Here is a 23,097-nt window from a genome sequence, read left to right as displayed (position 1 = left end):
GTCTGGTCGTGCTGCCACGGCGGCGCAGGGCGGCGCCGCGCTCAGCCGCGGAGCAGGCTCTCGCAGATGGCCAGGCCCTCGGTGGCGCCGTGCTCGGTGGCGCGGCAGCAGTGCACGAGCCAGCCGGCCACCCCCGCCGGGCCGCCGGTGCGGTAGCCCGCCAGGGCGGTGTCGTAGGCCTCCCGGCCGAGTTCGGCGAACCCGACCTCGGGCACCGAGACCGCCTTGCGGTCCAGGCCCCGGCTGATGATGACCAGCCGACCGGCGGCACGGGCGACCACGCCGTCCTGCACGCCGAAGGGGGCGAGCGCGGCCAGCTCGCCGTGCACCACCCCGGCCACCACCACCGCCGGCACCGTCGTCGCGCCGGTGATGAGCGAGAAGAGCCCGCCCAGCCGTGGACCGGCCGCACCGCTGGGGCGGCCCAGGTCGGCCGGCTCGGCGAGGTCGGTGGCGGCCAGGACGTGCAGCCGGGCGAGCACCTGCCCGGGCGCCCGCTCCCAGGTCTCCACCATCGAGCCGAGGCCCACCGAGACCCGCAGCGCGCCCTGCACGACCGGGTCGGTGACCTCGCCTGCGCGGAGGTCCGCCAGCGGCCGGTCCACGCCCTGCAGGGCAGCGGACGCCCGGGCACCGCGCAGCGCCGACTCCGCGCTCACCCCGGCGGACTCGCGGCGCAGCACCTTGTGGCCGAGCAGCCGGTCCACCGCGGCGCGCGCGTCCTCGGCCGCCGCGGCGACGTCGGGCAGCTCCAGCAGCGGGGCGAGCGGGTCGGGGCCGGTCGGGCGAGCCGCGGGCCGGGGGGCAGGGCCGGCGCCGGGGCGGAGCGGGATCGTCACGACCGCGACGGTACGAGTCCGGGACCGCAGGGCCCACGCCGCCCCGCACCACCCGCCGCATACGCTCCGACCCACCATGGCCGCTCCCCTGACCCTGCTCCTCGTCCGCCACGGTCAGAGCGAGTGGAACGCCGCCGGCCTGATGCAGGGGCAGACCGCCCACGTGCCGCTGACCGAGCTCGGCCACCAGCAGGCCGCGCAGGCCGCCGCCGAGCTCGCCGCGCTGACCCGGGACGGCAGTGGTCCCGGCGCCCTCGTCTCCAGCGACCTGCACCGTGCCGTGCAGACCGCCGAGCACTGCGCCGCCACCACCGGACTGCCGCTCACCACCACCCCGGCGTTGCGCGAACAGGGCTACGGGGCGCTCGAGGGGCGGCCCTCCCGAGAGCTGTGGGACGTCGTCGACTGGACCGACCCGCACTGGTCGGCCGAGGGCGGGGAGAGCCTCGCCCAGCTGCACGCCCGGGTGGCCGGCTACCTCGACCGGCTGCGCGCCGACCCGCCGGCCCCGGTCGTCGCCCTGGTCACCCACGGGGACACCATCCGGGCCCTCCAAGCGGTGGTGGCCGGTCTCGGGCCGGACCAGATGCCGGCGGTCACACCGCACAACGGCACGGTCACGAAGCTGGTGCTGACGTGAGCAGGGTGCTGGTGCTCGGTGGCTCCCGCTCGGGCAAGTCGGCGCACGCCGAGCAGCTGCTGGCGGACTGGGCGGAGGTCACCTACCTGGCCACCTCCGTCGTCGACGAGGCCGACGCCGAGTGGTCGGCCCGGGTCGCCACCCACCGCGCCCGGCGCCCGGCCGGGTGGACGACGGTGGAGACCACCGCGCCCTCGGAGCTGCTGCGCTCCGGGGCGGTGTTGGTCGACAGCGTGACCACCTGGGTGGCCGCGCTGATGGACCAGACCGGCATCTGGGACGCCGTCGACGCGACCGGCGCCCATGCCGCAGGCTCCCCGACGGACGCCGCAGCGGCCCGCGACCGGCTCGCCCGGCGCTGCGACGCGCTGGTCGACAGCTGGGTGATGACGTCGGCGCACGTGGTGGCGGTCAGCGACGAGGTCGGCCTCGGCGTGGTGCCCGAGACCCGGGCCGGCCGGCTGTTCCGGGACACCCTGGGCACGGTGAACCAGCGGCTGGCCGCGACCGCCGACGAGGTGTGGTTCGTGGTCGCCGGGCTGCCCCAGCGGTTGCGATGAGCTCCCCGGACCAGCCGGCGACCCGCCGCCCCTGGACCGGGCCGGCGGAGTCCTTCGCCCTGCTGACCTGCCTGCGGGTGCCGGCAGCGACCTCGGCCCGCGGCGTGCTGCCCTGGGCGCCGCTGGTCGGCCTGGTCCTCGGCGGCGTGGCGACGACGGTCGCCTGGGCCGGCGGCCGTGCGGTGGACCCGCTGGTCGGCGCGGTGCTGGGCGTCGCCGTCCTGGCCGCATTGACCCGAGGGCTGCACCTGGACGGGCTGGCCGACACCGCCGACGGGCTGGGTCCGCTGCGCGGCCGGGAGAAGGCGCTGGCGGTGATGCGCGCCGGGGACGTCGGCCCCTTCGGCGTCGTCACGCTGGTGCTCACCCTGCTGCTGCAGGTCGGCTGCCTGGCGCACCTGCTCACGCTGGACGGCGGTTGGCTGGCCCTGCCGGCGGCGACCGTCGCAGCCCGGGTGGCGATGGCCCGCACCGGTCTACCGGGGGTGCCGATCGCGCAGGGCTCGTCGCTGGGCCAGGCGGTGGCCGGCACCGTCTCCCGGGGCTGGCTGGCCGGGGCGGCGCTGGTCACCGCCGTGATCGCCGCCGGGGGCGCGCTGCTCGTCGGCCGGGACGGCCCCGTCGCCGCCCTCGGGCTGGTCGCCGCCGTCGCCGCCGGGCTGGGGTCGTCCGAGGCCCTGTTCTCGCGGGCACGCACCCGGCTGGGCGGGGTGAACGGCGACGTCATGGGCGCCATGGGCGAGGTGACGGCGGCGGTCACCCTGCTCGCCGCCGCCGTCCTGATCAGCTGAGCGCGGTCACCGGCGACGGGTGAGCGAGCCGAGGACCCGGCTCAGGCCGCCTGAGGCAGCGGGCGAGGCGGCCCGCCCGCGTCGCATCCCACCTCCAGCCGTCCCGGTCCGGCGCCGACCGGTGGTGCCCCGGGTGGCCGAACGTCCACCACGCGCGCCCCGCGCCGCGGTGTTCCCTGCCGTGCCCATCAACCTGCTGAGGATGCTCATGGCAGAGGTGTGACCGCCGTCATCAACTCGTAACCTGTCGGACGGCCAGATCACGGCGGGTCGTCGCGGTCAGCCACCGGCCACCGACTGCACGACCATCACCTCTGCACCGGCCGGTACCGGGGTGACCAGGCCGGCCAGCCGCCGGACCTCCTCCCCGTCGACATAGACGTTGACGTGCCGGCGCAGCGCGCCGGTCTCGTCCCGCACCCGGCGGTCGAACACCGGGTGGTCGGCGGCCAGGACGTCCAGCAGGGCGCGGACGGTCCCGTCCTCGGGCAGGTCCAGCGACATCGACGTCCGGCCGCCGGTGCAGTCGGCCAGCAGCCGCGGCAGCAGCACCCGGACGGTCACGGCAGCACCGCCGCCCGCACGCAGAGGACGTCGGGCAGGTGGGAGGCGACGGTGCGGAACGACTCCCCCTCGTCCGCGCTGGCGTACACCTCGCCCCCGCGGGTGCCGACGTAGACGCCCACCGGGTCCCCGGCGTCGACCGCGGCGGCGTCCCGCAGCACGGCGTTGTACTCGTGCGTGGGCAGCCCGGTGGCCAGCCGGCGCCAGTTCGCACCGGCGTCGTCGCTGCGGTGCACGGCCAGCTCGCCGCCCGGCGGGATCCGCTCCCCGTCGGCGACCAGCGGGACCACCCAGATCCGCCCGCCCCGGCGCGGGTCTGCGAGCATCGCGAACCCGAAGTCCGACGGCAGCCCGTCGGCGATCGACGTCCACGAGTCGCCGTCGTCGTCGGACCGGTACACGCCGTGGTGGTTCTGCGCGTACAGCCGCCGGGGGTCGGCGGCGTCCCGGGCGATCTTGTGCACGCACTGCCCGAACTCCGGGGCCGGTCCGGGCATGAAGTACGCCGAGATGCCGGAGTTGCGCGGCTGCCACGAGCCCCCGCCGTCCCGCGTCCGGTAGACGCCGCCGGTGCTCATCGCGACGTGCACCGTGCCCTCGGGCCCAGGGACGACGGAGTGCGCCGCCGCCCCGCCGTAGCCGGCGCCCCACTCGCTGCGGTGCGGGTGGTCCCACAGCCCGCGGCACAATGCGAAGGACTCCCCGCCGTCGTCCGAGCGCCAGACCGAGATCGGCTCGCACCCCGCCCAGACCACCCCGGGCCGGTCGGCGGAGTCCGGCTGCAGCTGCCAGATCCGCTCCACGGCGGCACCGGTGTCGGCCGGGAAGCCGATCGCGCCGCCGGCCGGTTCGTCCCAGGTCTCGCCCAGGTCGTCGGAGTGCAGGACCGTGGGCCCGAAGTGCTCCGACCGGACGCCGACCATCAGCCGGCGGCGCCCGTCGCGGGTGTCGATGCCGATGCTCGGCACCTCGGTCATCAGGAAGTGCGGTGCGGACAGCGACCAGTCGCGCCGGTCCTCACTCGTCGCGAGCCAGAGCCCCTTGCGCGTGCCGATCGCCAGCAGAGTCGTCGCCATGCAGCAGAGGACTCCGCGACCCGGCGGAACTCATCGGAGTCGGGCCTCCGGGTGGTACCTCGGAGAGCTAGTGCTCTGCTCACTGGGGGTGAGCAGAGCACAAGCCTCGTGGTTCCCCACCTGCCGGCCGGCGCTCAGACCGGCTGCTGGGCCGGGGTCTCGCCGCCCTCGAGGTCCCCCTCGGTGTCCAGGTAGGCCTGCTGCAGCTCGGCCAGCAACGCCGGGTCCGGCTCGGCCCACATCTTCCGCTCGACCGCCTCCAGCAGCCGCTCGGCGATGCCGTGCAGCGCCCAGGGGTTCGACTGCTCCATGAACTCCCGGTTCTCCGGGTCCAGCACGTAGCTCTGCGCGAGCTTCTCGTACATCCAGTCGGCGACGACGCCGGTGGTGGCGTCGTAGCCGAACAGGTAGTCCACCGTCGCGGCCATCTCGAAGGCGCCCTTGTAGCCGTGCCGGCGCATCGCGGCGAGCCACTTGGGGTTGACCACCCGGGCGCGGAACACCCGCGAGGTCTCCTCCACCAGCGAACGGGTGCGCACGTGCTCGGGGCGGGTCGAGTCGCCGATGTAGGCCTTCGGCGACGAGCCGGTCAGCGCGCGCACCGTGGCGACCATGCCGCCGTGGTACTGGAAGTAGTCGTCGGAGTCGGCGATGTCGTGCTCACGGGTGTCGATGTTCTTGGCCGCCACCGCGATCCGCCGGTAGGAGGTCTCCATGTCCGCCCGGGCCGCGACGCCGTCCAGATCGCGGCCGTAGGCGTAGCCGCCCCACACCGCGTAGACCTCGGCCAGGTCGGCGTCGGTGCGCCAGTCCCGGCTGTCGATCAGCGACAGCAGCCCGGCCCCGTAGGCGCCGGGCTTGGAGCCGAACACCCGGGTGGTGGCCCGCCGGCGGTCGCCGTGCTCGGCGACGTCGGCGTCCACGTGCGCCTTCACGTAGTTCTGCTCCGGTGTCTCCTCCAGCCCCGCGGCCAGGGTGACGGCGTCGTCGAGCATGGTCACCACGTGCGGGAAGGCGTCCCGGAAGAACCCGGAGATGCGCACCGTGACGTCGATCCGCGGCCGGCCCAGCTCCCCCAGCGGGATCGGCTCCAGCTTCGTGACCCGGCGGGACGCCTCGTCCCACACCGGCCGGACGCCGAGGAGCGCGAGCACCTGGGCGACGTCGTCGCCGGAGGTGCGCATCGCCGAGGTGCCCCACACCGAGAGCCCGACCGAGCGCGGGTGCTCCCCGGTCTCGGAGACGTACCGCTCGACCAGCGACTCGGCCAGGCCCTGCCCGGTCTCCCAGGCCAGCCGGGAGGGCACCGCGCGCGGGTCGACGGAGTAGAAGTTGCGCCCGGTCGGCAGCACGTTGACCAGCCCGCGCAGCGGCGAACCCGACGGGCCCGCCGGCACGTACCCGCCGTCCAGGGCGTGCAGGGCCATGTCGATCTCGTCGGTCGTCTTCGCCAGCCGCGGCACGACCTCGGCGACCGCGAAGTCCAGCACCCGGCTCACCTCGGCGTGCGGCCCGCCCAGCACCTCGGCGACGGTCGGCTCGACGGCGTCGGTGGTCCAGCCGGCCGCCTCCATGGCGGTGACCAGGGCCAGCGCCCGTGCCTCCACCTCATCGGTCTCGTGCAGCCCCGCCGAGCCGTCCTCCACGAGGCCGAGCGCCTCGCGCAGGCCGGGCATGGCGACCGAACCGCCCCAGATCTGCCGGGCCCGCAGGATCGCGAGCACCAGGCCCACGCGCGCGTCGCCCTCCGGCGGGGAGCCGAAGACGTGCAGGCCGTCGCGGATCTGGCTGTCCTTGATGGCGCAGAGCCAGCCGTCGACGTGCAGGATCATCTCGTCGAACTCGGCGTCGTGCGGCCGGTCGTCCAGGCCCAGGTCGTGGTCGAGCTTGGCGGCCTGGATCAGCGTCCAGATCTGCTGCCGGACGGCGGGCAGCTTGGGCGGGTCCATCGCGGCGATGTTGGCGTGCTCGTCGAGCAGCTGCTCCAGCCGGGCGATGTCGCCGTAGGTCTCGGCGCGGGCCATCGGCGGCACCATGTGGTCGATCAGCACGGCGTGCGCGCGGCGCTTGGCCTGCGAGCCCTCACCGGGGTCGTTGACCAGGAACGGGTAGACCATCGGCAGGTCGCCCAGCGCGGCGTCCGGGGCGCAGGACGCCGAGAGCCCGACGGTCTTGCCGGGCATCCACTCCAGGTTGCCGTGCTTGCCCACGTGCACGACCGCATGCGCACCGAAGGACGAGCGCAGCCAGTGGTAGGCGGCCAGGTAGTGGTGGGACGGCGGCAGGTCCGGGTCGTGGTAGATCGCGATCGGGTTCTCCCCGAACCCGCGCGGCGGCTGGACCATCACCACGACGTTGCCGGCACGCAGTGCCGCGAACACGATGCAGTCGTCGGTCGGGTCCACGAACAGCTCACCGGGCGGCGGCCCCCAGTGCTCCACCATCCGGTCGGTCAGCTCGGCGGGCAGGGTGTCGAAGAACCGGCGGTACTCCGCGGCGGGGATCCGCACCGGGTTGCCGGACAGCTGCTCGGCGGTCAGCCAGTCCGGGTCCTGGCCGCCGGCCTCGATCAGCGCGTGCACCAGCCGGTCGCCGTCCAGGTCGGCGACACCGGGCAGCGAGCCCTCGCCGTCGAACGGGCCGATGTCGTAGCCCTGCCCGGCCATCGCGGCCAGCAGCCGGACCACCGAGGCGGGGGTGTCCAGGCCGACCGCGTTGCCGATCCGGGCGTGCTTGGTCGGGTACGCCGACAGCATCACCACGATCTTGCGGTCGGCCGGTGCGGTGTGCCGCAGCCGGGCGTGCGCGACGGCGGTGCCGGCCACCCGGGCGGCCCGTTCCAGGTCGGGCACGTAGGAGGTCAGGCCGTCGGCGTCGACCTCCTTGAAGGAGAACGGCACGCTGATGATCCGGCCGTCGAACTCCGGGATCGCGACCTGGTTGCCCACGTCCAGCGGGGAGAGCCCGTCGTCGTTGGCCGCCCACGTCGCCCGCGGGGTGCCGAGCACCAGACCCTGGATCACCGGGACGTCGAGGCGGGCCAGCTCGCCGACGTCCCACGCGCCGTCGTCCCCGCCGGCGGAGGCGGTGGCGGGCTTGGAGCCGCCGGCCGCCAGGACCGTGACGACCATGGCGTCGACCGTGCGCAGCACGTCGAGCATCTCCGGTTCCACCGACCGCAGCGACGCGGTGTAGACCGGCACCGGCACCCCGCCGGCGGTCTCGATCGCCTCGCACAGCGTGTGCACGAACGCGGTGTTCCCGGCCAGGTGGTGCGCCCGGTAGTACAGGACGGCGATCCGCGGGCCGGTCGCGCTCGTCGGGCGGTCCAGCAGCCCCCAGTCCGGTGCGACGGCCGGGGCGTCGAAGCCCTCGCCGTCCAGCAGCACGGTGTCGGCCAGGAACCGGTGCAGCTCCACGATGTTGTCGGGCCCGCCCTGGGCCAGGTAGGCGTGCGCGTCGGTGGCCACGCCCATCGGCACGGTGGACAGCGCCATCAGCTCGGCGTCGGGCAGCTGCTCCCCGCCCAGCACGACGACCGGCAGGCCGCTGTCGAGCAGCGGCCGCAGCATGTCCTCGTACTTGCGGGCGGCCCCGAGGATCCGGACGACGACCAGGTCGGTGCCCGCGGCGAACTCGGCGAGCTCACCGGTGCCGACCCGGTAGGGGTTGCCGAGCTTCCAGTCCGACGCGCTCGCCCTGGCCGAGAGCAGGTCGGTGTCGGAGGTGGAGAGCAGGGTGAAGGTGCGTGCGCTCAAGGCAGTGCCTCCCTCGGGGTCCGCGCCCCGGGTCGTCGAGCACGGCAGCCGGAGTGTCTGGCTCGCCTCCGCGTCGTCGACGCCGAGGCTCACAGTGGCGGGACCGCGCCGGGTTCGCACCGGCTTCCTCGCGCACTGCCGTGATGTGCCGGTGACGCTACCGGGCTGCGGGCTCCCGGGGCCCGGGCAGCACCGGTCCGGTCCCGGCGGGCGGCGGCCCGGGCACCGGCGTCCCGTCCCCGTCCGGCAGGTCGTCGAGCTCCCGGAGCGGGCGCATCGCCAGCGCCGACAGGGCGGCGAGGACGACGGCGCCGACGAACACCGCGAAGGCCGTGCGCAACCCGGTGGAGTCGACCAGCACGCCGGCCGCGACGTGGCCGACCGGCCCCGCGGCGTAGGCGCCCGAGGCGACGATCCCCAGCACCCGCCCGCGCAGGTGCGGCGGCACCCGCCGCTGGAACGCCAGGTTGACCAGCGGGTTGATCGGGCCGAACAGCAGCCCGGCGAGCGCACCGCAGCCGAGCAGGACCGGGTAGGGCGGCAGGGCCACGAACGGGACGAGCGCCAGGGACGCCCCCACGGTGGCCACCCGGAGCACGACGCTGCGGGGCAGCAGGTGGCCCAGCGCGCCCTGCAGCAAGCTGCCCAGCACCCAGCCCCCGCTCATCACCAGCAGCAGGAGACCGAGCCGGCCGGGGGCGCCCTGCTGCTCGAACAGCACCGGCAGCAGCACCGCCGAGATCGGCAGGTAGGTCGCCGAGACGAGGACGGCGACCGCCGCGGCGCACAGCACCAGCCGGTCACGGCGGAGCACCGCGATCCCCTCGGCCGTGTCGGTGAGGACCCGCCGGACCGCGCTGCCGGAGGACTCCGCCCGGGGGTCCGGCCGCCCACCGCCGGGGACCCGGACGAGGGCGACGACGACGGCCGACAGCACGAAGGCGACCGTCGTGGCCCACAGCGCCGGGACCGTGCCGACGAGGCCGATCAGCACGCCACCGATCGCCGGTCCGATGAAGAACGCCGACCCCCACACCGCCTCATGGACGCCGTTGACCCGGGAGAGCGGGAGCCGGGCGGCCGCAGCGGCCTCCGGGAGCATCGCCTCGCGCGCGGTCACCCCGGCCGGGTCGAGCAGTGCCCCGAGGGCGGCCAGCGCGACGACCGTCCCCAGCCCGAGCCCGCCCGTGGCCAGCTCCAACAGCGGGATGGCGGCGACCGCCGCCGCGGAGACGACGTCGGAGACCACCGACACCCGGCGCCGGCCGACCCGGTCGACGACGACACCCGCGAGCACCGCGGTGAGCACCAGCGGCAGCGCCGTCCCGGCGGCGACCAGACCGGCGCCGGCCGCGCCGCCGCCGCGCTCGAGGACCAGCCACGGCAGGACGACGGCGGTGACCCCGTTGGCCGTGCCGGAGAGCAGCGTCGCCGCCTCGACCGCGAGCAGCGGCAGCCGCCGGGGCGGGTGGTCCGCCACGGCCCGGTCGTCGGGGACGGTGCTCACCGGACGGGTGCGGCTCGCAGCCACCGCACGCCCAGGGCGACCCCGAGCAGGGTGATCCCGCACCACACGGCCGCCGAGGCGACGTACCCGACGAGCGCCGCCGTGGCGAGCGCGGCGGAGGCGGTGAGGAAGGAGGCGAGCAGCGGCACCGTGGTCAGCGTGGTGAAGTCGGTGCCCGCCGTGGCCGGGCGGGAGAGGTCCATGCTCACCGTGTAGACCACGACGTTGAGCGCGGTGTAGGCGACGAGGAAGCCGCTGAGCGCCACCACCGTGCCGACCAGCGGCGCCGACCCCAGCAGCAGCGGGACCAGTCCGGCCGTCGAGACCGCCAGCGCAGCGCCGCCGCCGACGAGCACCGCGGCCCGGCCCCAGCGGCGGACCAGCCACCCCGCGAGCGGGCCGGCCAGCGCCGCGGGCACGCTGATCACGACGCCGGTGACCACGCCGATGCGGGTGAGCGACCACCCGGCGTCCACGAGCGCGGCGCTGGGCAGGGCGTACACCCCGGCCGCGCCCCCGTAGACGAGCGGCACGACGCCCAGCGCCCACACCGGCACGCCGGGGCGGCGGAACACCCCGATCAACGCGGCCCAGGCGGCGTTGCCCGGTGGCCGCGGGTCGCGGGCCGGCTCACGGAACCGGAGCACCACCGCGAGCGCGACCACGGTGAGGGCCGCGAGGAGGAGCACCGCCGCGGTCCACCCCGCGCGGTCGTACACCAGGACGCAGAGACCGCCGCCGAGCACGGTGCCCAGGTAACTGGCGCCCACCTGCACGCCGTTGCCCAGCCCGCGGTCCTGCGGGCGCAGCAGCCGCACGGCCAGGGCGTCGGCCGCCACGTCCTGGGTCGCCGACAGCAGCACGTAGACGGCGCAGACGATGACGAGCGGGCCGAGCGAGGCGGCCGGGTCCTCGAACGGCAGGAGCGCGAGGAGCGCGAGGACCATGCCGCTCTGCAAGGCCAGCAGCCAGGAGCGGTGGTGCCCGAGCCGCCGGGACCCGTACCGGTCCAGCAGCGGTGCCCAGAGGAGCTTGAGCGGCCAGGCGAGACCGAGCAGCGAGATGAGCGAGAGGTCGGCGAGGGAGACGCCGTCGGCCCGCAGGATCGCGACCAGCCCGACGGTGAGGAAGCCGATGCCGACGTACTGGGTGACCCACAGGGTCGTGAGCAGCGCCCACGGCGGTCGGCCCGCCGCCACCGGCGACGTCTCGGCGACGGCGGGTGTGGAGGGGGCGGTCACGTCGTGCGCCAGTAGGCGAGCGAGGACACGCGGTCCTTGCCGACACCGAGCTCGCGACGCAGGTGCCGGGTCAGCGCCCGGGTGGCGGCGGCCTCGCAGGCCACCCAGAACCAGTCCTGCGCCGGGTCGGCTGCCGCGTCTGCGGCCCAGGCAGCCGTCACGGCGGCCTGCAGCGCCTCCCCGGGGGCGGCGCCGTCGCGGTCGATCCACACCACCTCGTGCCCGGCCCGGGCGCGCACGGGGAGGTCGCGGTCGGCCGGGTGGCCGGCCTCGAGCCAGACCCGCGCGGGCGTCGTCGGGTGGGCGTCCAACAGCGAGTTCACCGCCGGCAGGGACGCCGGGTCACCGACGAGGTGCACCACCCGGGTCGCCGACGGTGGCTGGGCCTCGCGGGTGCCCTGCACCGTCGCCTCGATGGTGCTGCCGGGCTGCACCGCGACGGACCAGTGCGCGGCCGGGCCGTCGTGGAGGGCGAACTCGAGGTCGAAGGTGCCCGCCACCGGGTCCGGGTCGACGAGCGTGTAGGCCCGCTGGTGGGGTCGCCCGTCGTGGGAGAACCACAGCCGGACCCACATCGCGGGGTGCGGCGGGCAGTCGGCGAGCAGCCCGCCGTCGGAGACCCGGACCCGCTGGTACTGCTCGCCGACCTGCTCGCTCCCGCGCACGGTGAGGACGAAGTCCTTGCCGCGCATGGCCTTGAGGACCACGCCCTCCCAGCCGTGCTGCATCGCTCGTCCTCTCGCCGTCACCTCCGGCAGGACCCCCGCGCACCGGGTCCGAGCCCCGTGTACCGTCCGCCGTGTTTAGGGGAGGCTAACCTACGAAGGGGCTCGTTCGTGACGGAGCACACGCCGACCGCACACCTGTTCTCGGGGTCGACGGTCGACCACTACGCCGCGGTCGTCACCGCGGCGCTGGGCGCGCTGACCGACCGCGTGCGGGTGGTCCGCCGCCCCCGGTCGGGGGCGCCGCAGCAGGACCTCGAGGAGCTCGTGGCCGGTGTCGACCTCGAGGCCCCCCTCGGCGACACGTTCTCCGCCCTCAAGGAGACCTCCCGGCTGTACCTCGAGCACGCGGTGTGGTTCCACGAGCCCGGCTACGTCGCCCACCTCAACTGCCCGGTCGCGATCCCGGCCCTGGCGGCCGACCTCCTCGCGTCCGCGGTCAACACCTCCGTCGACACCTACGACCAGTCGACGACGGCCACCCTCATCGAGCGCCGGCTGATCGCCTGGGCCGCCGGCCGCGCGGGCCTGGGGCCCGACGCGGACGGCGTGTTCACCAGCGGCGGCACCCAGTCGAACCTGCACGCGCTGCTGCTGGCCCGCGACGAGGCGCTGGCCGCACTGCCGGGCGGCGTGCTGGCCCCGGGCGCCCGCCTGCGGGTCCTCGCCACCGACCAGGCGCACTTCAGCGTCGGCAAGGCCGCGCGCCTGCTCGGGCTCGGCGCCGACGCGGTGCTGCCGGTGGCCACCGACGCACGGCACCGGATGGACCCGGCCGCGCTGCGGCAGGTCGCCGCGGGGGTCCGCGCCGCCGGCGACGTCGTCATGGCGGTGTCCGTCACCGCCGGCACCACCGACCTCGGCCGGATCGACCCGCTCCCCGCGGTGGCCGACGTCTGCGCGGAGATCGGCGCGTGGTTGCACGTCGACGCGGCCTACGGCGGCGGCCTGCTGGTGTCCCGCCGTCGGCGGCACCTGCTGGACGGCATCGAGCGCGCCGACTCGGTGACCGTGGACTTCCACAAGACCTTCTTCCAGCCGGTGGCGTCCTCGGCGGTGCTGGTGCGCGACGCCGCCACGCTGCGACACGTCACCCACCACGCCGCCTACCTCAACCCGCGCGGCGAGCGGGCGCCGAACCAGGTCGACCGCAGCCTGCAGACCACCCGGCGCTTCGACGCGCTCAAGCTGTGGGTGACGCTGCGCGCCATGGGGGCCGACGCGATCGGTGCGGCCTTCGACGCGTGCCTGGACCTGGCCGTACAGGTTCACGAGGACCTGTGCGCCGACCCGGACATCGAGGTGCACAGCGAACCGACGCTGAGCACCGTCCTGTTCCGGCACCGCCCCATCGGCCCGGACGGCCCGCTCGACCCGGCCGCCGCCGACCAGTTGGTCGCCGGCATCCGCGAGCGGCTGTTCGACGAGGGGGAGGCGGTCGTCGCGCGCACCGTCGTCGACGGGCGCCCGTGGCTGAAGCTGACCCTGCTGAACCCGGCGACCACCCGGGCCGACGTCCGTGCGGTCATCGAGCTGGTGCGCGCGGCCGGTGAGGACCTGCTCGCGGAGTCCGCGGCGGGCCCGGACGCGGCGGCCCCGAGCGCGACGACCCCGAGCGCGCTGGCCCTCGCCGGCGGGCGGGTCGGGGCATGAGCGCCACACCCGTGCACGACTTCGTCGCCATCGGGATCGGGCCCTTCAACCTCGGCCTGGCCGCGCTCACCGCCCCGGTGCCCGACCTGTCCGGCGTCTTCCTCGACGAGCACGAGGAGTTCTCCTGGCACCCCGGGATGATGATCGAGGGCACCACGCTCCAGGTCCCGTTCCTCGCCGACCTGGTGACCATGGCCGACCCGACGTCGCCGTACTCCTTCCTGGCGCACCTCAAGGCGACCGGCCGGCTGTACCCCTTCTACATCCGCGAGGACTTCCACCCGCTGCGCGCGGAGTACGACGCCTACTGCCGCTGGGTCGCCGAGCGGGTGCCCGGGCTGCGGTGGGGCCGGCGCGTCGAGCGGGTCGAGCACGACGCCGCCGCCGGCGTCTACCGGGTGCACGCCCGCGACGTCCGCACCGGGGAGCCGGAGGTGCACCTGGGCCGGCGGCTGGTCCTCGGCGTCGGGACGGCGCCGTGGGTGCCCGAGCCGGTGCGGGACCTGCCCGGCCCGGCATGGCACAGCTCGCGCTACCTGGAGCACAAGGAGGAGCTGCAGACCCTCGGGCACGTGACGGTCGTGGGCAGCGGGCAGAGCGCCGCGGAGGTGTACCTCGACCTGCTCACCGACGCCGACCGGCTCGGGTACCGGGTCGACTGGCTCACCCGCTCACCCCGGTTCTTCCCCATGGAGTACACGAAGCTGACCCTGGAGATGACCTCCCCGGAGTACGCCCGCTACCACCACGCCCTGCCGATGGGGCGGCGCGACGCCCTCGCCCGGGAGCAGCGCCACCTGTACAAGGGCATCAGCGGCACCCTGGTGGACGCCATCTACGACACCCTCTACCGCACGGGACGGCGCGGTGAGGTGCCCTCGTCGCTGCACACCGGCGTCGAGGTGGTCGGCGCCCACTGGGACGCCGAGCAGCGGCGCTACGAGCTGCGGCTGCACCACGCCGAGCAGGGGCGCACGGTCACCCGCCCGACCCAGGGGCTGGTCCTGGCGACCGGCTACCGGTCCCGGGTGCCCGCGTTCCTCGACCCGGTGCGCGACCGGGTCCGCTGGGACGCGCGCGGCCGGTACGACGTGGCGCTGGACTACGCCGTGGACGTCACCGGCGGGGAGGTCTTCGTGCAGAACGCCGAGGAGCACACCCACAGCCTCACCGCGCCCGACCTGGGCATGGGGCCCTTCCGGAACTCGGTGATCGTCAACGCGATGTGCGGCCGGGAGGTCTACCCGGTCGAGGAGCACATCGCGTACCAGGAGTTCGGGGTGGAGCTCGAGGACACCGACGCGCTGCCCGACGAGGCGGGGCTGACGGCGACCGGGGCCCTGCGATGAGCGCCGCTCCCGCCGCGCCCCCCTGGTCGGTCCGCACGCCGGTCGGGGTGCTGACCCTGGAACCGCTGGACGTCGACCGCGACCTGGACCTGTTGCACGCCTGGGTCACCCACCCGCGCTCGGTCTACTGGCTGATGCAGGACGCGGAGCCGGCCGCGGTGCGCAGCGCCTACACCGCGATCACCGCCGACCCGCACCACGACGCGTGGCTGGGCCGGGTCGACGGGACCCCGGCGTTCCTCGCCGAGACCTACGACCCCCACCACCGGGAGCTGGTCGGCGTCTGGGCGGCCGAGCCCGGCGACGTCGGGATGCACGTCCTCGTCGCCCCGCCGGCCGAGGGCGCCCCGCCCGTCCGCGGCCTGACCTCGGCCGTGATGGCGGCGGTCGTGCGCTTCGCCCTGGACCGCCCGGGTGCACGCCGGGTCGTCGTCGAGCCGGACGCGCGCAACACGGCGATCCGGGCCAAGAACCGGGCGGCGGGGTTCGTCGAGCACGGCCTGGTCGACCTGGGGCACAAGACGGCGGCGGTGAGCACCTGCACGCCGGCGTCCTTCGCGGCGAGCGAGCTGGGCCGGGTGCTGGCATGACCGCGTCCACGACCGAGCTGGTCGCGGACGCCGTCCCGCTCGGCGCCGACCACCTCGAGCCGGTGGCGATGGCCCGGGCGCACCGGCACGTCGTCACCAAGGCGCTGTCGGAGTTCAGCCACGAGCGGCTCGTCACCCCCGAGGCCGACGGTGGCCTGGCCGACGACCTGCGGCGGACCTGGTGGTCGCTGCGCACCGCCCCCGGGGTCCGGTACCGGTTCGCCGCCCGGGTGCTGCCACTGGAGCACTGGGACGTCGACCCGGCCTCGGTGACCCGCACCGTCGACGGCGCCGACGCACCGCTGGACGCCCTCGCCCTCGTCGACGAGCTGCAGCACGACCTCGGGATCCCCGACCAGCTGCTGGGCACCTACCTGGAGGAGGTCAGCGCCACCCTCGCCGGGGTGGCCTGGAAGCTGCACCACCGCCGCACCGACGCCCGGGAGCTGGCCCGCGCCGACCTGCAGACCGTCGAGCGGTCGATGACCGAGGGCCACCCGGCGTTCGTGGCCAACAACGGGCGGATCGGCTTCGGGCTGGCCGACACCGCCGCCTACGCCCCCGAGTCCGGGGCCCCGGTCCGGCTGGTCTGGCTGGCGGCCCGCCGGGAGCACACCCATCTCGCCTGCGGTGCCGGCGTCGACGAGCAGCAGCTGTACGCCGGCCAGCTCGGCGAGGAGCTGCTCGCCCGCTTCGCCGACCGGCTGCGGTCGCTGGGCCTGGACCCCGCCGACCACCTCTACCTGCCCGTGCACCCGTGGCAGTGGGAGCACCGGCTGGCGGTCACCTTCGCCGCCGACGTCGGCCGGCGCGACCTCGTGCCGGTCGGGTACAGCGAGGACCGCTACCAGGCCCAGCAGTCGATCCGGACGTTCTTCGACCTCGACCGCCCCGACCGGCACTACGTCAAGACGGCGCTGGCGATCCAGAACATGGGCTTCCTGCGCGGGCTCTCCCCGGCCTACATGCGGGCGACCCCGGCGATCAACGACTGGGTCGCCGAGGTCGTCACCGGCGACCCCGAGCTGGTGGCCAGCGGGTTCGGGGTGCTCCGCGAGCTCGCGTCGGTGGGCTACACCGGCGACGCCTACCACCGGATGGCCGCCCGCGGGCTGCGCTCGCCGTACCAGCGGATGGTCGCGGCGCTGTGGCGGGAGAGCCCGGTGCCGCGGCTGGCGCCGGGCGAACGGGCGATGACGATGGCGGCGCTGCTGCACCGGGACGCCGACGGCCGCTCGCTGGTGGGCGGCCTGGTCGCCGACTCGGGCCTGGACCCGCGCAGCTGGCTGCGGCGCTACCTCGACGCCTACCTCCGCCCGGTCGTGCACTGCCTGCTCGCCCAGGACCTCGCCTTCATGCCGCACGGGGAGAACGTCATCCTCGTGCTGGAGGGCTCGATGCCGACCCGGGTCCTGATGAAGGACGTCGGGGAGGAGGTCGCCGTCTTCGGTGACCGGCCGCTGCCCCCGGGCGTCGAGCGGGTGCGCGTTGCCTACGACGACGACGTCCGCCTGCTGTCGATCTTCACCGACGTCTTCGACGGGTTCCTGCGCTACCTCGCCGGCGTGCTGGACGCCGACGGGCTGCTGCCCGCCGAGGAGGTCTGGGGCTGCGTGGCCGAGTGCCTGCGGGGGCACCGGGACGCCCACCCGGAGCTGCACCGGCGCTTCGACCTCTTCACCCCGGAGTTCCAGCACTCGTGCCTGAACCGGCTGCAGCTGCGGAACACGACGCAGATGGTCGACCTGGCCGACCAGGCGTCCTCGCTGCTGTACGCCGGGACGCTGGCCAACCCGGTCGCCGCACACCGGTGACCGCACCGGCCGGGGTGACCCGTGACCCGTGGGGCGTGCCGACCGTGCGGGCCGGGTCGCTGGACGACCTCGCCTGGGCGCAGGGGCGGGTGACCGCCGTCGACCGTGCGTGGCAGCTGGAGGTGGAGCGCTGGCGGAGCGAGGCGACGCTGGCCGCGCACGTCGGCGCCGCCGGGCTGTCCTGGGACACCTTCGCCGCCCGAGCCCGGCTCGACGACACCGCCCGCCGCTGCCACGACGCCCTCGACCCGGACACCCGGCGCTGGGTCGCCGCCTACGTGGCGGGCGTGCGCGAGGGCCTGGCCGAGGGCGCCGCGCGGTCGCCCGAGCTGCAGGCCCTCGGCCTGCCCCGCGGCGGGCACGGCGGCTGGCGGCCGTGGACCCCGCTGGGCATCTTCCTGGTCCACCACGTGCTGTTCGGGTCGCTGGGGACGACGGTCTGGCGGGGGCACCTGCTGCGGTCCTTCGGGCCGCGGCTCGGGCCCGACCTCGCCGCCGCGCTCGGCCTGGGACCGCCGGACGGCAGCAACGCGGTCGCGGTGACCGGGTCCCGGACGGCGTCCGGGCTGCCGCTCGTCGCCGGCGACCCGCACCGGCTGCTGGAACGTCCCGGCGTCTACCAGCAGGTGCACCTGGTGGTCGCCGGACCCGCGGCCCTCGACGTGGTGGGGCTCGCCTTCCCCGGCGTCCCGGGTGTCGCGCACTTCGGGCACACCGGCACGGTGGCCTGGGCGGTGACGAACGCGATGGCCGTGCACCAGGACCTCTACCGGGAGCGGCTGCGCCGCGACGGCGACCGGCTGCTGGCCCTCGGTCCGGACGGCTGGGAGCCGGCCGATGCGGCGACGGTCCGGCTGGCCGTCCGCGACGGCGAGCCGGTGACCGTCGAGACCGTCGAGACCGCCCGCGGACCGGTGGTCGTGCCGTCCTGGTCCGGGGGTGCGGAGCCCGAGGCGCTGAGCCTGCGGGCACCGAGCCGGGTGGACGCCAGCCTCGGGTTCGAGGCGCTGCCGCGGCTGCTGCGCGCGCGGACCGCCGGGGACGTCGAGGCGGCGCTCACCTCGTGGGTCGAGCCGGTGAACAGCGTGCTGGTCGCCGACACCACCGGCGACGTGCGCCAGCTGGTCGCCGGCCGGGTGCCCGACCGGGCGGCCAGCAACCGCTGGCACCCGGTGCCGGCGTGGGACCGCGCGCACGCCTGGCGCGGCACCCGCCCTCCCCCAGCGGGGCTGCGCGTCTCCGACGCCGCACCCTGGGGCGGCGTCGCGGTGACCGCCAACGACGCGCGCCCGGACGTCGCCCCGTACGGCACGGTCTTCGCCCCACCGCACCGCGCCGCCCGGCTCCGCGCCCTCGTCGGCGACCGCACCGGCCTACGGGTCGACGACCTCGCCGAGCTGCTGGTCGACACCGCCTCCCCCGCCACCGGGCTGGTCGACGCCCTCCGCCGGGCCACCGCGCCCGAGACGGGCACCCCCGCCGCCCGGCTGCGCGCGGAGCTGCTGGCCTGGGACCGCCGGATGGCCGCCGACAGCCTCCGCGCCGGGGCCTTCGCCGCCTGGCGCAGCGCCCTGGTCCGGCGGGTCCTGGACCTGCCGCTGCTCGCCCCGCTGCACCTGCCGACCGGCGTCCCGGAGGTGCTGGACCCGTGGCTCTCCCCCGTGGAACGGGTCGGGACGGCGCTGGAGCGGCTGCTCGACGTCCTCCCGCGGCACGGCGTCGACGTCGACGCGCTCCTCCAGGACGCCCTCGCCTACGCGGCGACCACGCCCGCGCCGGACTGGGGGGCGACGCACCGGCTGCTGACCGTGCACTCCCTCGACGGCACCGGCTGGGAGGAGACCGTCGTCCGGCCCGCCGACGGCTTGCCACTGCACGGCGACACCAACTGCGTCCTGGCGACCGCGAGCCTGCCCGGGCTCACCGACCTGTGCCTGCGCGGACCGGTGGCCCGCTACGTCTGGGACCTCGCCGACCGCGACGCCAGCCGCTGGGTGGTCCCGCTCGGCGCCGACGGTGTGCCCGGCCCGCACGCCGAGGACCAGACCCCGCTCTGGGCCCGTGGCTCCCTGATCCCCGTCCCACCCGCCCGACCTGAGGAGAACCCGTGACCGATGCCCGCCTCGCCGAGGGCACCCACCCCTTCGGGGACGGCCGCACCCTCGAGGTGCGCCGCCTGGACCCCGACCGCGACGCCCCGCTCGTGCACTCCTGGGTGCGGGAGGAGCGCGCCCGGTTCTGGGGGATGACCGACCACACCGAGGAGCAGGTGCGCGACATCTACGCCTACGTCGACTCGCTGGACACCCACCACGCCTGGCTGGTGTCCGTGGACGACCGGCCCGTGGGGCTGCTGCAGACCTACCAGCCGGCCGCCGACCCGGTGGGCGAGGTGTACGACGTCGAACCCGGCGACCTCGGCATCCACGTGCTGCTGGCCCCCGCGACCACCCCGGAGCCGGGCTTCACCCTCCGGCTCGCCGCCGCCCTCGGGGCGGTCGCGCTCACGGACCCCACCATCCGGCGCGTCGTCGTCGAGCCCGACGCCGCGAACGAGGTCGCCCTGGAGCGGCTGCGCCGGACGGGCTTCGAGCTCGGTCCCGAGGTGGAGCTGCCGACCAAGCGCGCGCGGCTGGCGTTCCTGCGCCGGGAGGTCCTCGAGGCGATGCTGGCCGCGGTCGCCCCCGGGCACCAGCCGACGTCCTGACGGCCGGGGCTCAGCGGCGGCGGGTGAGCAGCCAGTGCAGCCCGACGCCGATCGCGGCGCCGGTGCTGTTGGTCCCGATGTCGACCAGGGACGGGTACCGCGCCGGCAGGAACAGCGCCTGGACGAGCTCGATGCCCACCGACCCGGCCACGCACGCCAGCCAGACCGCCCACCGGGGCCATCGGGGCAGCGACCAGCACAACAGCAGCGCCAGCGGCACGAACAGCAGCACGTTCCCGCCGCGCTCGACCAGCGGGAAGGCCACCGACCAGGGCTGGTCGATGGCCTCCATCACCGCCCGGGTGATCGGGCGGGAGAACCGGCCCATCGGCTCCGGGCGCAGCGTGACGAACGCGCCGAGGGCCAGGCAGCCGGCGAGCAGCCCGCGGGCCCACCACCGCCCCGGCCCGGGGCGATGGTCCGGCTCGGCGACCACCGGGGCCCGGGTCAGTCCACCGAGACGAGGTCGACGACGAACACCAGGTCGGCGTCGACGGGGATGCCCGCCGGGGGCTGGTCGCCGTAGGCGAGGTCGCTGGGGATGGTGATGACCCGCCGGCCGCCGACCTGCATGCCCACGATCCCCTGCTCGAAGCCGGGGATCACCCGGCCGGCGCCGAGGGGGACCGGCAGGGTCTCGTCCTCGCCCCGGTCCCAGGAGGCGTCGAACTCCTCGCCGGTCCCGTAGAAGGCGCCGACGTACTTGACCTGCGCGGTGCTGCCCACGGTGGCCTCGGCGCCGTCGCCGACGACGACGTCCTCGGTCACCAGTTCGGTCGGCGCCGGGGCGTCCGACGGCGGCACCTCCGGCCGCACGCTCAGGTCGGTGGAGACCTCGGCCGCCACCTCCTCGACGGGCTCCTCGTCGACGGCGGTCGCCTCGTCGTCCTCCGTGGGTGCCTCGACCTCGACCGGTGCCTCGGCCTGTTCGGCCGGGTCGTCGCTCGCGCAGGCGGCGAGCGGCAGCGACAGGGCGATCGACAGCGGGACGGCGAGCAGCGTGCGGCGGACGGTGCGGTGGCTCATGAGGGTTCTCCTGGCCGAGCAGGTGCTCGAGTCGGGGCGGGCATCAGGCGCGGCCAGCCGGTCAGGACGCCGGCCGTGCGGTCACCAGCACATCACAGCTCGGAAGGTGAAGCCCTCTTCCGTCTGGCGGTGGGCCGTTCCTTGCCACTAGCTTTCCCGAAACGTCCGCGACGGCTGGGGGTCACCCAATGTCCGCATCGATCATCGTGGGGCTCGACGGGAGCGAGGCGAGCGGGCGAGCGGCTGATGCCGCGGCCGACGCGGCGCGCAGGCACGACCTGCGCCTGGTGCTCGCCTGCGTCGTCCCCTGGTCGCCCTACTCGTTCTCCACGGCGGAGGAGAACGAACGCCGCACGATCGACAAGGAACGCGAGGCGAAGTCGGCCCGCGAGCGGGTGCTCGACCCGGCGGTCGCCCGGCTGTCGGCCGCCGGCGACCTGACCGTCGAGGGCGTCGTCCGGCACGGGCACCCCGCCGAGACGCTGGTCTCCCTCGCCCGCGAGGAGGACGCCGCCTGGATCATCGTCGGCCGGGTCGGTCAGAGCCGGGTCCGCACGCTGCTGTTCGGGTCGACCCCGAGCAGCCTCATCCAACTGTCCCCGATCCCGGTCCTGGTGGTCCCGTGAACACGTCGCTCTCCTCCCCGCAGGCCGCCACGTTCGACGAGCAGGTCAACGACGTCTTCGCACCGATCTCGGACTTCATCACCGGGATCGTCTTCTACGCCGTGCCGCTGGGCTTCATCGACGAGGGCGTCGAGCTGCCGCTCATCGTCGTCTGGCTGGTGATCGCGGGCGTCTTCTTCACGATCTACCTGAAGGGCTTCCAGTTCCGGGCCTTCGGCCACGCGATCCAGCTGATCAAGGGCAAGTACGACGACCCGAACGACGCCGGGGAGGTGACCCACTTCCAGGCGCTGGCGACCGCCGTCTCCGGGACGGTGGGCCTCGGGAACATCGCCGGGGTCGCGGTGGCAATCTCGCTCGGCGGGCCGGGGGCGACCTTCTGGATGATCATCGCCGGCCTGGTCGGCATGTGCACCAAGGGCGTCGAGTGCACCCTCGGCGTCAAGTACCGCCGGGTCTACCCCGACGGCCGGGTCTCCGGTGGGCCCATGTACTACCTGAGCCAGGGGCTGAAGGAGAAGGGCAAGGGCACGCTGGGCAAGGTCCTCGCGGTCCTGTTCTGCATCTTCACCCTGGGCGGCGCCGTCGGTGGCGGGAACATGTTCCAGGCCAACCAGGCCTTCGCCCAGGCCCAGTCGGTGACCGGCGGCGCGGACGGCTGGCTCGGGTTCGGGGCCGCCGGCGCCGTCTTCGGCCTGGTGCTGGCGATCCTGGTCGGTGCGGTGATCATCGGTGGGATCCGCAGCATCGCCCGCGTCACCGACAAGCTCGTCCCCTTCATGGCCGTCTTCTACGTCATCGCCTGCCTCTCCGTGCTGTTCGCCAACTTCACCGAGATCCCCAACGCGCTCTGGGAGATCCTCCGGACGGCGTTCAGCCCCGAGGCCGGGTTCGGCGGTGTCGTCGGTGTGCTCATCCAGGGCTTCCGGCGGGCGGCGTTCAGCAACGAGGCCGGCCTGGGGTCGGCCGCGATCGCCCACTCCGCGGTGAAGACGAACGAGCCGGCGACCGAGGGCCACGTCGCCGTCCTCGAGCCCTTCATCGACACCGTCGTCATCTGCACGATGACCGCGTTGGCCATCGTGATCACCGGCACCTGGGCGGACGAGGCCAGTGCCCCGGGCGTGGAGACGACCTCGGCCGCCTTCGAGACGGTGGCGGACTGGTTCCCGATCGTGCTGGCGATCGCGGTGATCCTCTTCGCCTACTCCACGATGCTCGCCTGGAGCTACTACGGGCTCAAGGCATCGACCTACCTGTTCGGCGAGTCGATGTTCGTGGACCGGACCTGGAAGCTGATCTTCTGCATCTTCGTCGTCATCGGGGCCTCCTCGACCCTCGACGCGGTGATCGGCTTCTCCGACAGCATGATCTTCCTGATGTCACTGCCGAACATCATCGGGCTCTACATCCTGAGCCGGGTGGTGAAGCGGGAGCTCTTCGGCTACCGCGAGCGGTTGGCCCACGGCGCGCTGCTCCCGGTCGCCGAGCGGGGCATCACGCCCTCCCCGACGGGCGGCAGCACCGCCGCCACCACGGGCGTCGACGGCACCACCCCGAACCCGCCGCCCTCGGTCGAGGACCGCTGACCCGTCGCTCCGGCGGGTGCTCCTGGACTCCGAGCACCCGCC

The 23,097-nt window shown here is 75.1% G+C and carries 20 protein-coding genes and 1 riboswitch; of the genes, 11 read left to right on the top strand and 9 right to left on the bottom strand.

Annotation, left to right across the window (positions count from 1 at the left end; translation table 11 throughout):
- Nucleotides 1-41: 41 nt before the first annotated feature.
- Complete coding sequence (locus tag O2W20_RS12955) at nt 42-839, bottom strand: oxidoreductase (RefSeq protein ID WP_269172214.1); 798 nt, start codon at nt 837-839, stop codon at nt 42-44.
- 76 nt (nt 840-915) lie between these two features.
- On the opposite strand from O2W20_RS12955, the gene O2W20_RS12950 reads away from it, so the two are divergent.
- From O2W20_RS12950 to O2W20_RS12940, 3 genes are read left to right on the top strand one after another with little or no spacing between them, the layout of a single operon-like run.
- On the top strand, nt 916-1,479 hold the full coding sequence (locus tag O2W20_RS12950; protein WP_269172215.1) for a histidine phosphatase family protein: 564 nt from the start codon (nt 916-918) through the stop codon (nt 1,477-1,479).
- Nucleotides 1,476-2,039, top strand: a complete 564-nt coding sequence (gene cobU, locus O2W20_RS12945; RefSeq protein WP_269172216.1) for a bifunctional adenosylcobinamide kinase/adenosylcobinamide-phosphate guanylyltransferase — start codon at nt 1,476-1,478, stop codon at nt 2,037-2,039. Before O2W20_RS12950 ends, cobU begins: the two co-directional genes overlap by 4 nt.
- Nucleotides 2,036-2,830: an adenosylcobinamide-GDP ribazoletransferase gene (locus tag O2W20_RS12940; protein ID WP_269172217.1), complete on the top strand. Its 795-nt coding sequence runs from the start codon at nt 2,036-2,038 to the stop codon at nt 2,828-2,830. Before cobU ends, O2W20_RS12940 begins: the two co-directional genes overlap by 4 nt.
- Nucleotides 2,831-3,109: 279 nt before the next feature.
- On the opposite strand, the gene O2W20_RS12935 is transcribed toward O2W20_RS12940, so the two are convergent.
- From O2W20_RS12935 to O2W20_RS12910, 6 genes are all read right to left on the bottom strand, one after another.
- Nucleotides 3,110-3,394 (bottom strand): MoaD/ThiS family protein, encoded by a 285-nt coding sequence (locus O2W20_RS12935; protein ID WP_269172218.1) that lies wholly within the window; start codon nt 3,392-3,394, stop codon nt 3,110-3,112.
- Nucleotides 3,391-4,470, bottom strand: a complete 1,080-nt coding sequence (locus O2W20_RS12930) for a WD40/YVTN/BNR-like repeat-containing protein (protein WP_269172219.1) — start codon at nt 4,468-4,470, stop codon at nt 3,391-3,393. The genes O2W20_RS12935 and O2W20_RS12930 overlap by 4 nt, the downstream gene beginning before the upstream one ends.
- Nucleotides 4,471-4,604: 134 nt before the next feature.
- Nucleotides 4,605-8,228: a cobaltochelatase subunit CobN gene (gene cobN / locus O2W20_RS12925; protein WP_269172220.1), complete on the bottom strand. Its 3,624-nt coding sequence runs from the start codon at nt 8,226-8,228 to the stop codon at nt 4,605-4,607.
- Between the two features lie 51 nt (nt 8,229-8,279).
- Nucleotides 8,280-8,358: riboswitch (cobalamin riboswitch) on the bottom strand.
- Nucleotides 8,359-8,385: 27 nt separating this feature from the next.
- Nucleotides 8,386-9,735, bottom strand: a complete 1,350-nt coding sequence (locus tag O2W20_RS12920; RefSeq protein WP_269172221.1) for an MFS transporter — start codon at nt 9,733-9,735, stop codon at nt 8,386-8,388.
- Nucleotides 9,732-10,976, bottom strand: coding sequence for an MFS transporter (locus O2W20_RS12915; RefSeq protein ID WP_269172222.1), 1,245 nt, complete (start codon nt 10,974-10,976; stop codon nt 9,732-9,734). The genes O2W20_RS12920 and O2W20_RS12915 overlap by 4 nt, the downstream gene beginning before the upstream one ends.
- The gene (locus tag O2W20_RS12910; RefSeq protein WP_269172223.1) at nt 10,973-11,704 is read right to left on the bottom strand and encodes a siderophore-interacting protein; all 732 of its coding nucleotides are present in this window, start codon (nt 11,702-11,704) and stop codon (nt 10,973-10,975) included. Before O2W20_RS12910 ends, O2W20_RS12915 begins: the two co-directional genes overlap by 4 nt.
- A 108-nt stretch (nt 11,705-11,812) precedes the next feature.
- On the opposite strand from O2W20_RS12910, the gene O2W20_RS12905 reads away from it, so the two are divergent.
- From O2W20_RS12905 to O2W20_RS12880, 6 genes are read left to right on the top strand one after another with little or no spacing between them, the layout of a single operon-like run.
- Nucleotides 11,813-13,354, top strand: coding sequence for a pyridoxal phosphate-dependent decarboxylase family protein (locus O2W20_RS12905; RefSeq protein WP_269172224.1), 1,542 nt, complete (start codon nt 11,813-11,815; stop codon nt 13,352-13,354).
- Nucleotides 13,351-14,703 carry a lysine N(6)-hydroxylase/L-ornithine N(5)-oxygenase family protein gene (locus O2W20_RS12900; protein ID WP_269172225.1) on the top strand — a complete coding sequence of 451 codons (1,353 nt, stop codon included), beginning with the start codon at nt 13,351-13,353 and terminating at the stop codon, nt 14,701-14,703. Before O2W20_RS12905 ends, O2W20_RS12900 begins: the two co-directional genes overlap by 4 nt.
- Nucleotides 14,700-15,293 (top strand): GNAT family N-acetyltransferase, encoded by a 594-nt coding sequence (locus O2W20_RS12895; protein WP_269172226.1) that lies wholly within the window; start codon nt 14,700-14,702, stop codon nt 15,291-15,293. Before O2W20_RS12900 ends, O2W20_RS12895 begins: the two co-directional genes overlap by 4 nt.
- Nucleotides 15,290-17,107 carry an IucA/IucC family protein gene (locus O2W20_RS12890; protein ID WP_269172227.1) on the top strand — a complete coding sequence of 606 codons (1,818 nt, stop codon included), beginning with the start codon at nt 15,290-15,292 and terminating at the stop codon, nt 17,105-17,107. Before O2W20_RS12895 ends, O2W20_RS12890 begins: the two co-directional genes overlap by 4 nt.
- Nucleotides 17,104-19,218 (top strand): penicillin acylase family protein, encoded by a 2,115-nt coding sequence (locus O2W20_RS12885; protein ID WP_269172228.1) that lies wholly within the window; start codon nt 17,104-17,106, stop codon nt 19,216-19,218. The genes O2W20_RS12890 and O2W20_RS12885 overlap by 4 nt, the downstream gene beginning before the upstream one ends.
- On the top strand, nt 19,215-19,814 hold the full coding sequence (locus O2W20_RS12880) for a GNAT family N-acetyltransferase (RefSeq protein WP_269172229.1): 600 nt from the start codon (nt 19,215-19,217) through the stop codon (nt 19,812-19,814). Before O2W20_RS12885 ends, O2W20_RS12880 begins: the two co-directional genes overlap by 4 nt.
- A 10-nt stretch (nt 19,815-19,824) precedes the next feature.
- Here O2W20_RS12880 and O2W20_RS12875 read toward each other — a convergent pair whose 3' ends face one another.
- Together O2W20_RS12875 and O2W20_RS12870 are read right to left on the bottom strand one after the other, a co-directional pair.
- Nucleotides 19,825-20,250, bottom strand: coding sequence for a VanZ family protein (locus tag O2W20_RS12875; RefSeq protein WP_269172230.1), 426 nt, complete (start codon nt 20,248-20,250; stop codon nt 19,825-19,827).
- A gap of 11 nt (nt 20,251-20,261) precedes the next feature.
- Nucleotides 20,262-20,840 carry an FKBP-type peptidyl-prolyl cis-trans isomerase gene (locus tag O2W20_RS12870; protein WP_269172231.1) on the bottom strand — a complete coding sequence of 193 codons (579 nt, stop codon included), beginning with the start codon at nt 20,838-20,840 and terminating at the stop codon, nt 20,262-20,264.
- Nucleotides 20,841-21,028: 188 nt separating this feature from the next.
- Here O2W20_RS12870 and O2W20_RS12865 point away from each other — a divergent pair, with 188 nt between their 5' ends.
- A complete protein-coding gene (locus tag O2W20_RS12865; protein WP_269159729.1) occupies nt 21,029-21,466 on the top strand; it encodes a universal stress protein in 438 nt (145 codons plus the stop codon).
- Nucleotides 21,463-23,055 (top strand): alanine/glycine:cation symporter family protein, encoded by a 1,593-nt coding sequence (locus O2W20_RS12860; protein WP_269172232.1) that lies wholly within the window; start codon nt 21,463-21,465, stop codon nt 23,053-23,055. Before O2W20_RS12865 ends, O2W20_RS12860 begins: the two co-directional genes overlap by 4 nt.
- Nucleotides 23,056-23,097 lie beyond the last annotated feature (42 nt).

It is taken from the genome of Modestobacter sp. VKM Ac-2982, assembly GCF_026967935.1.
Lineage (GTDB): Bacteria > Actinomycetota > Actinomycetes > Mycobacteriales > Geodermatophilaceae > Modestobacter.
This window is presented reverse-complemented; position numbering and strand designations above follow the sequence as displayed.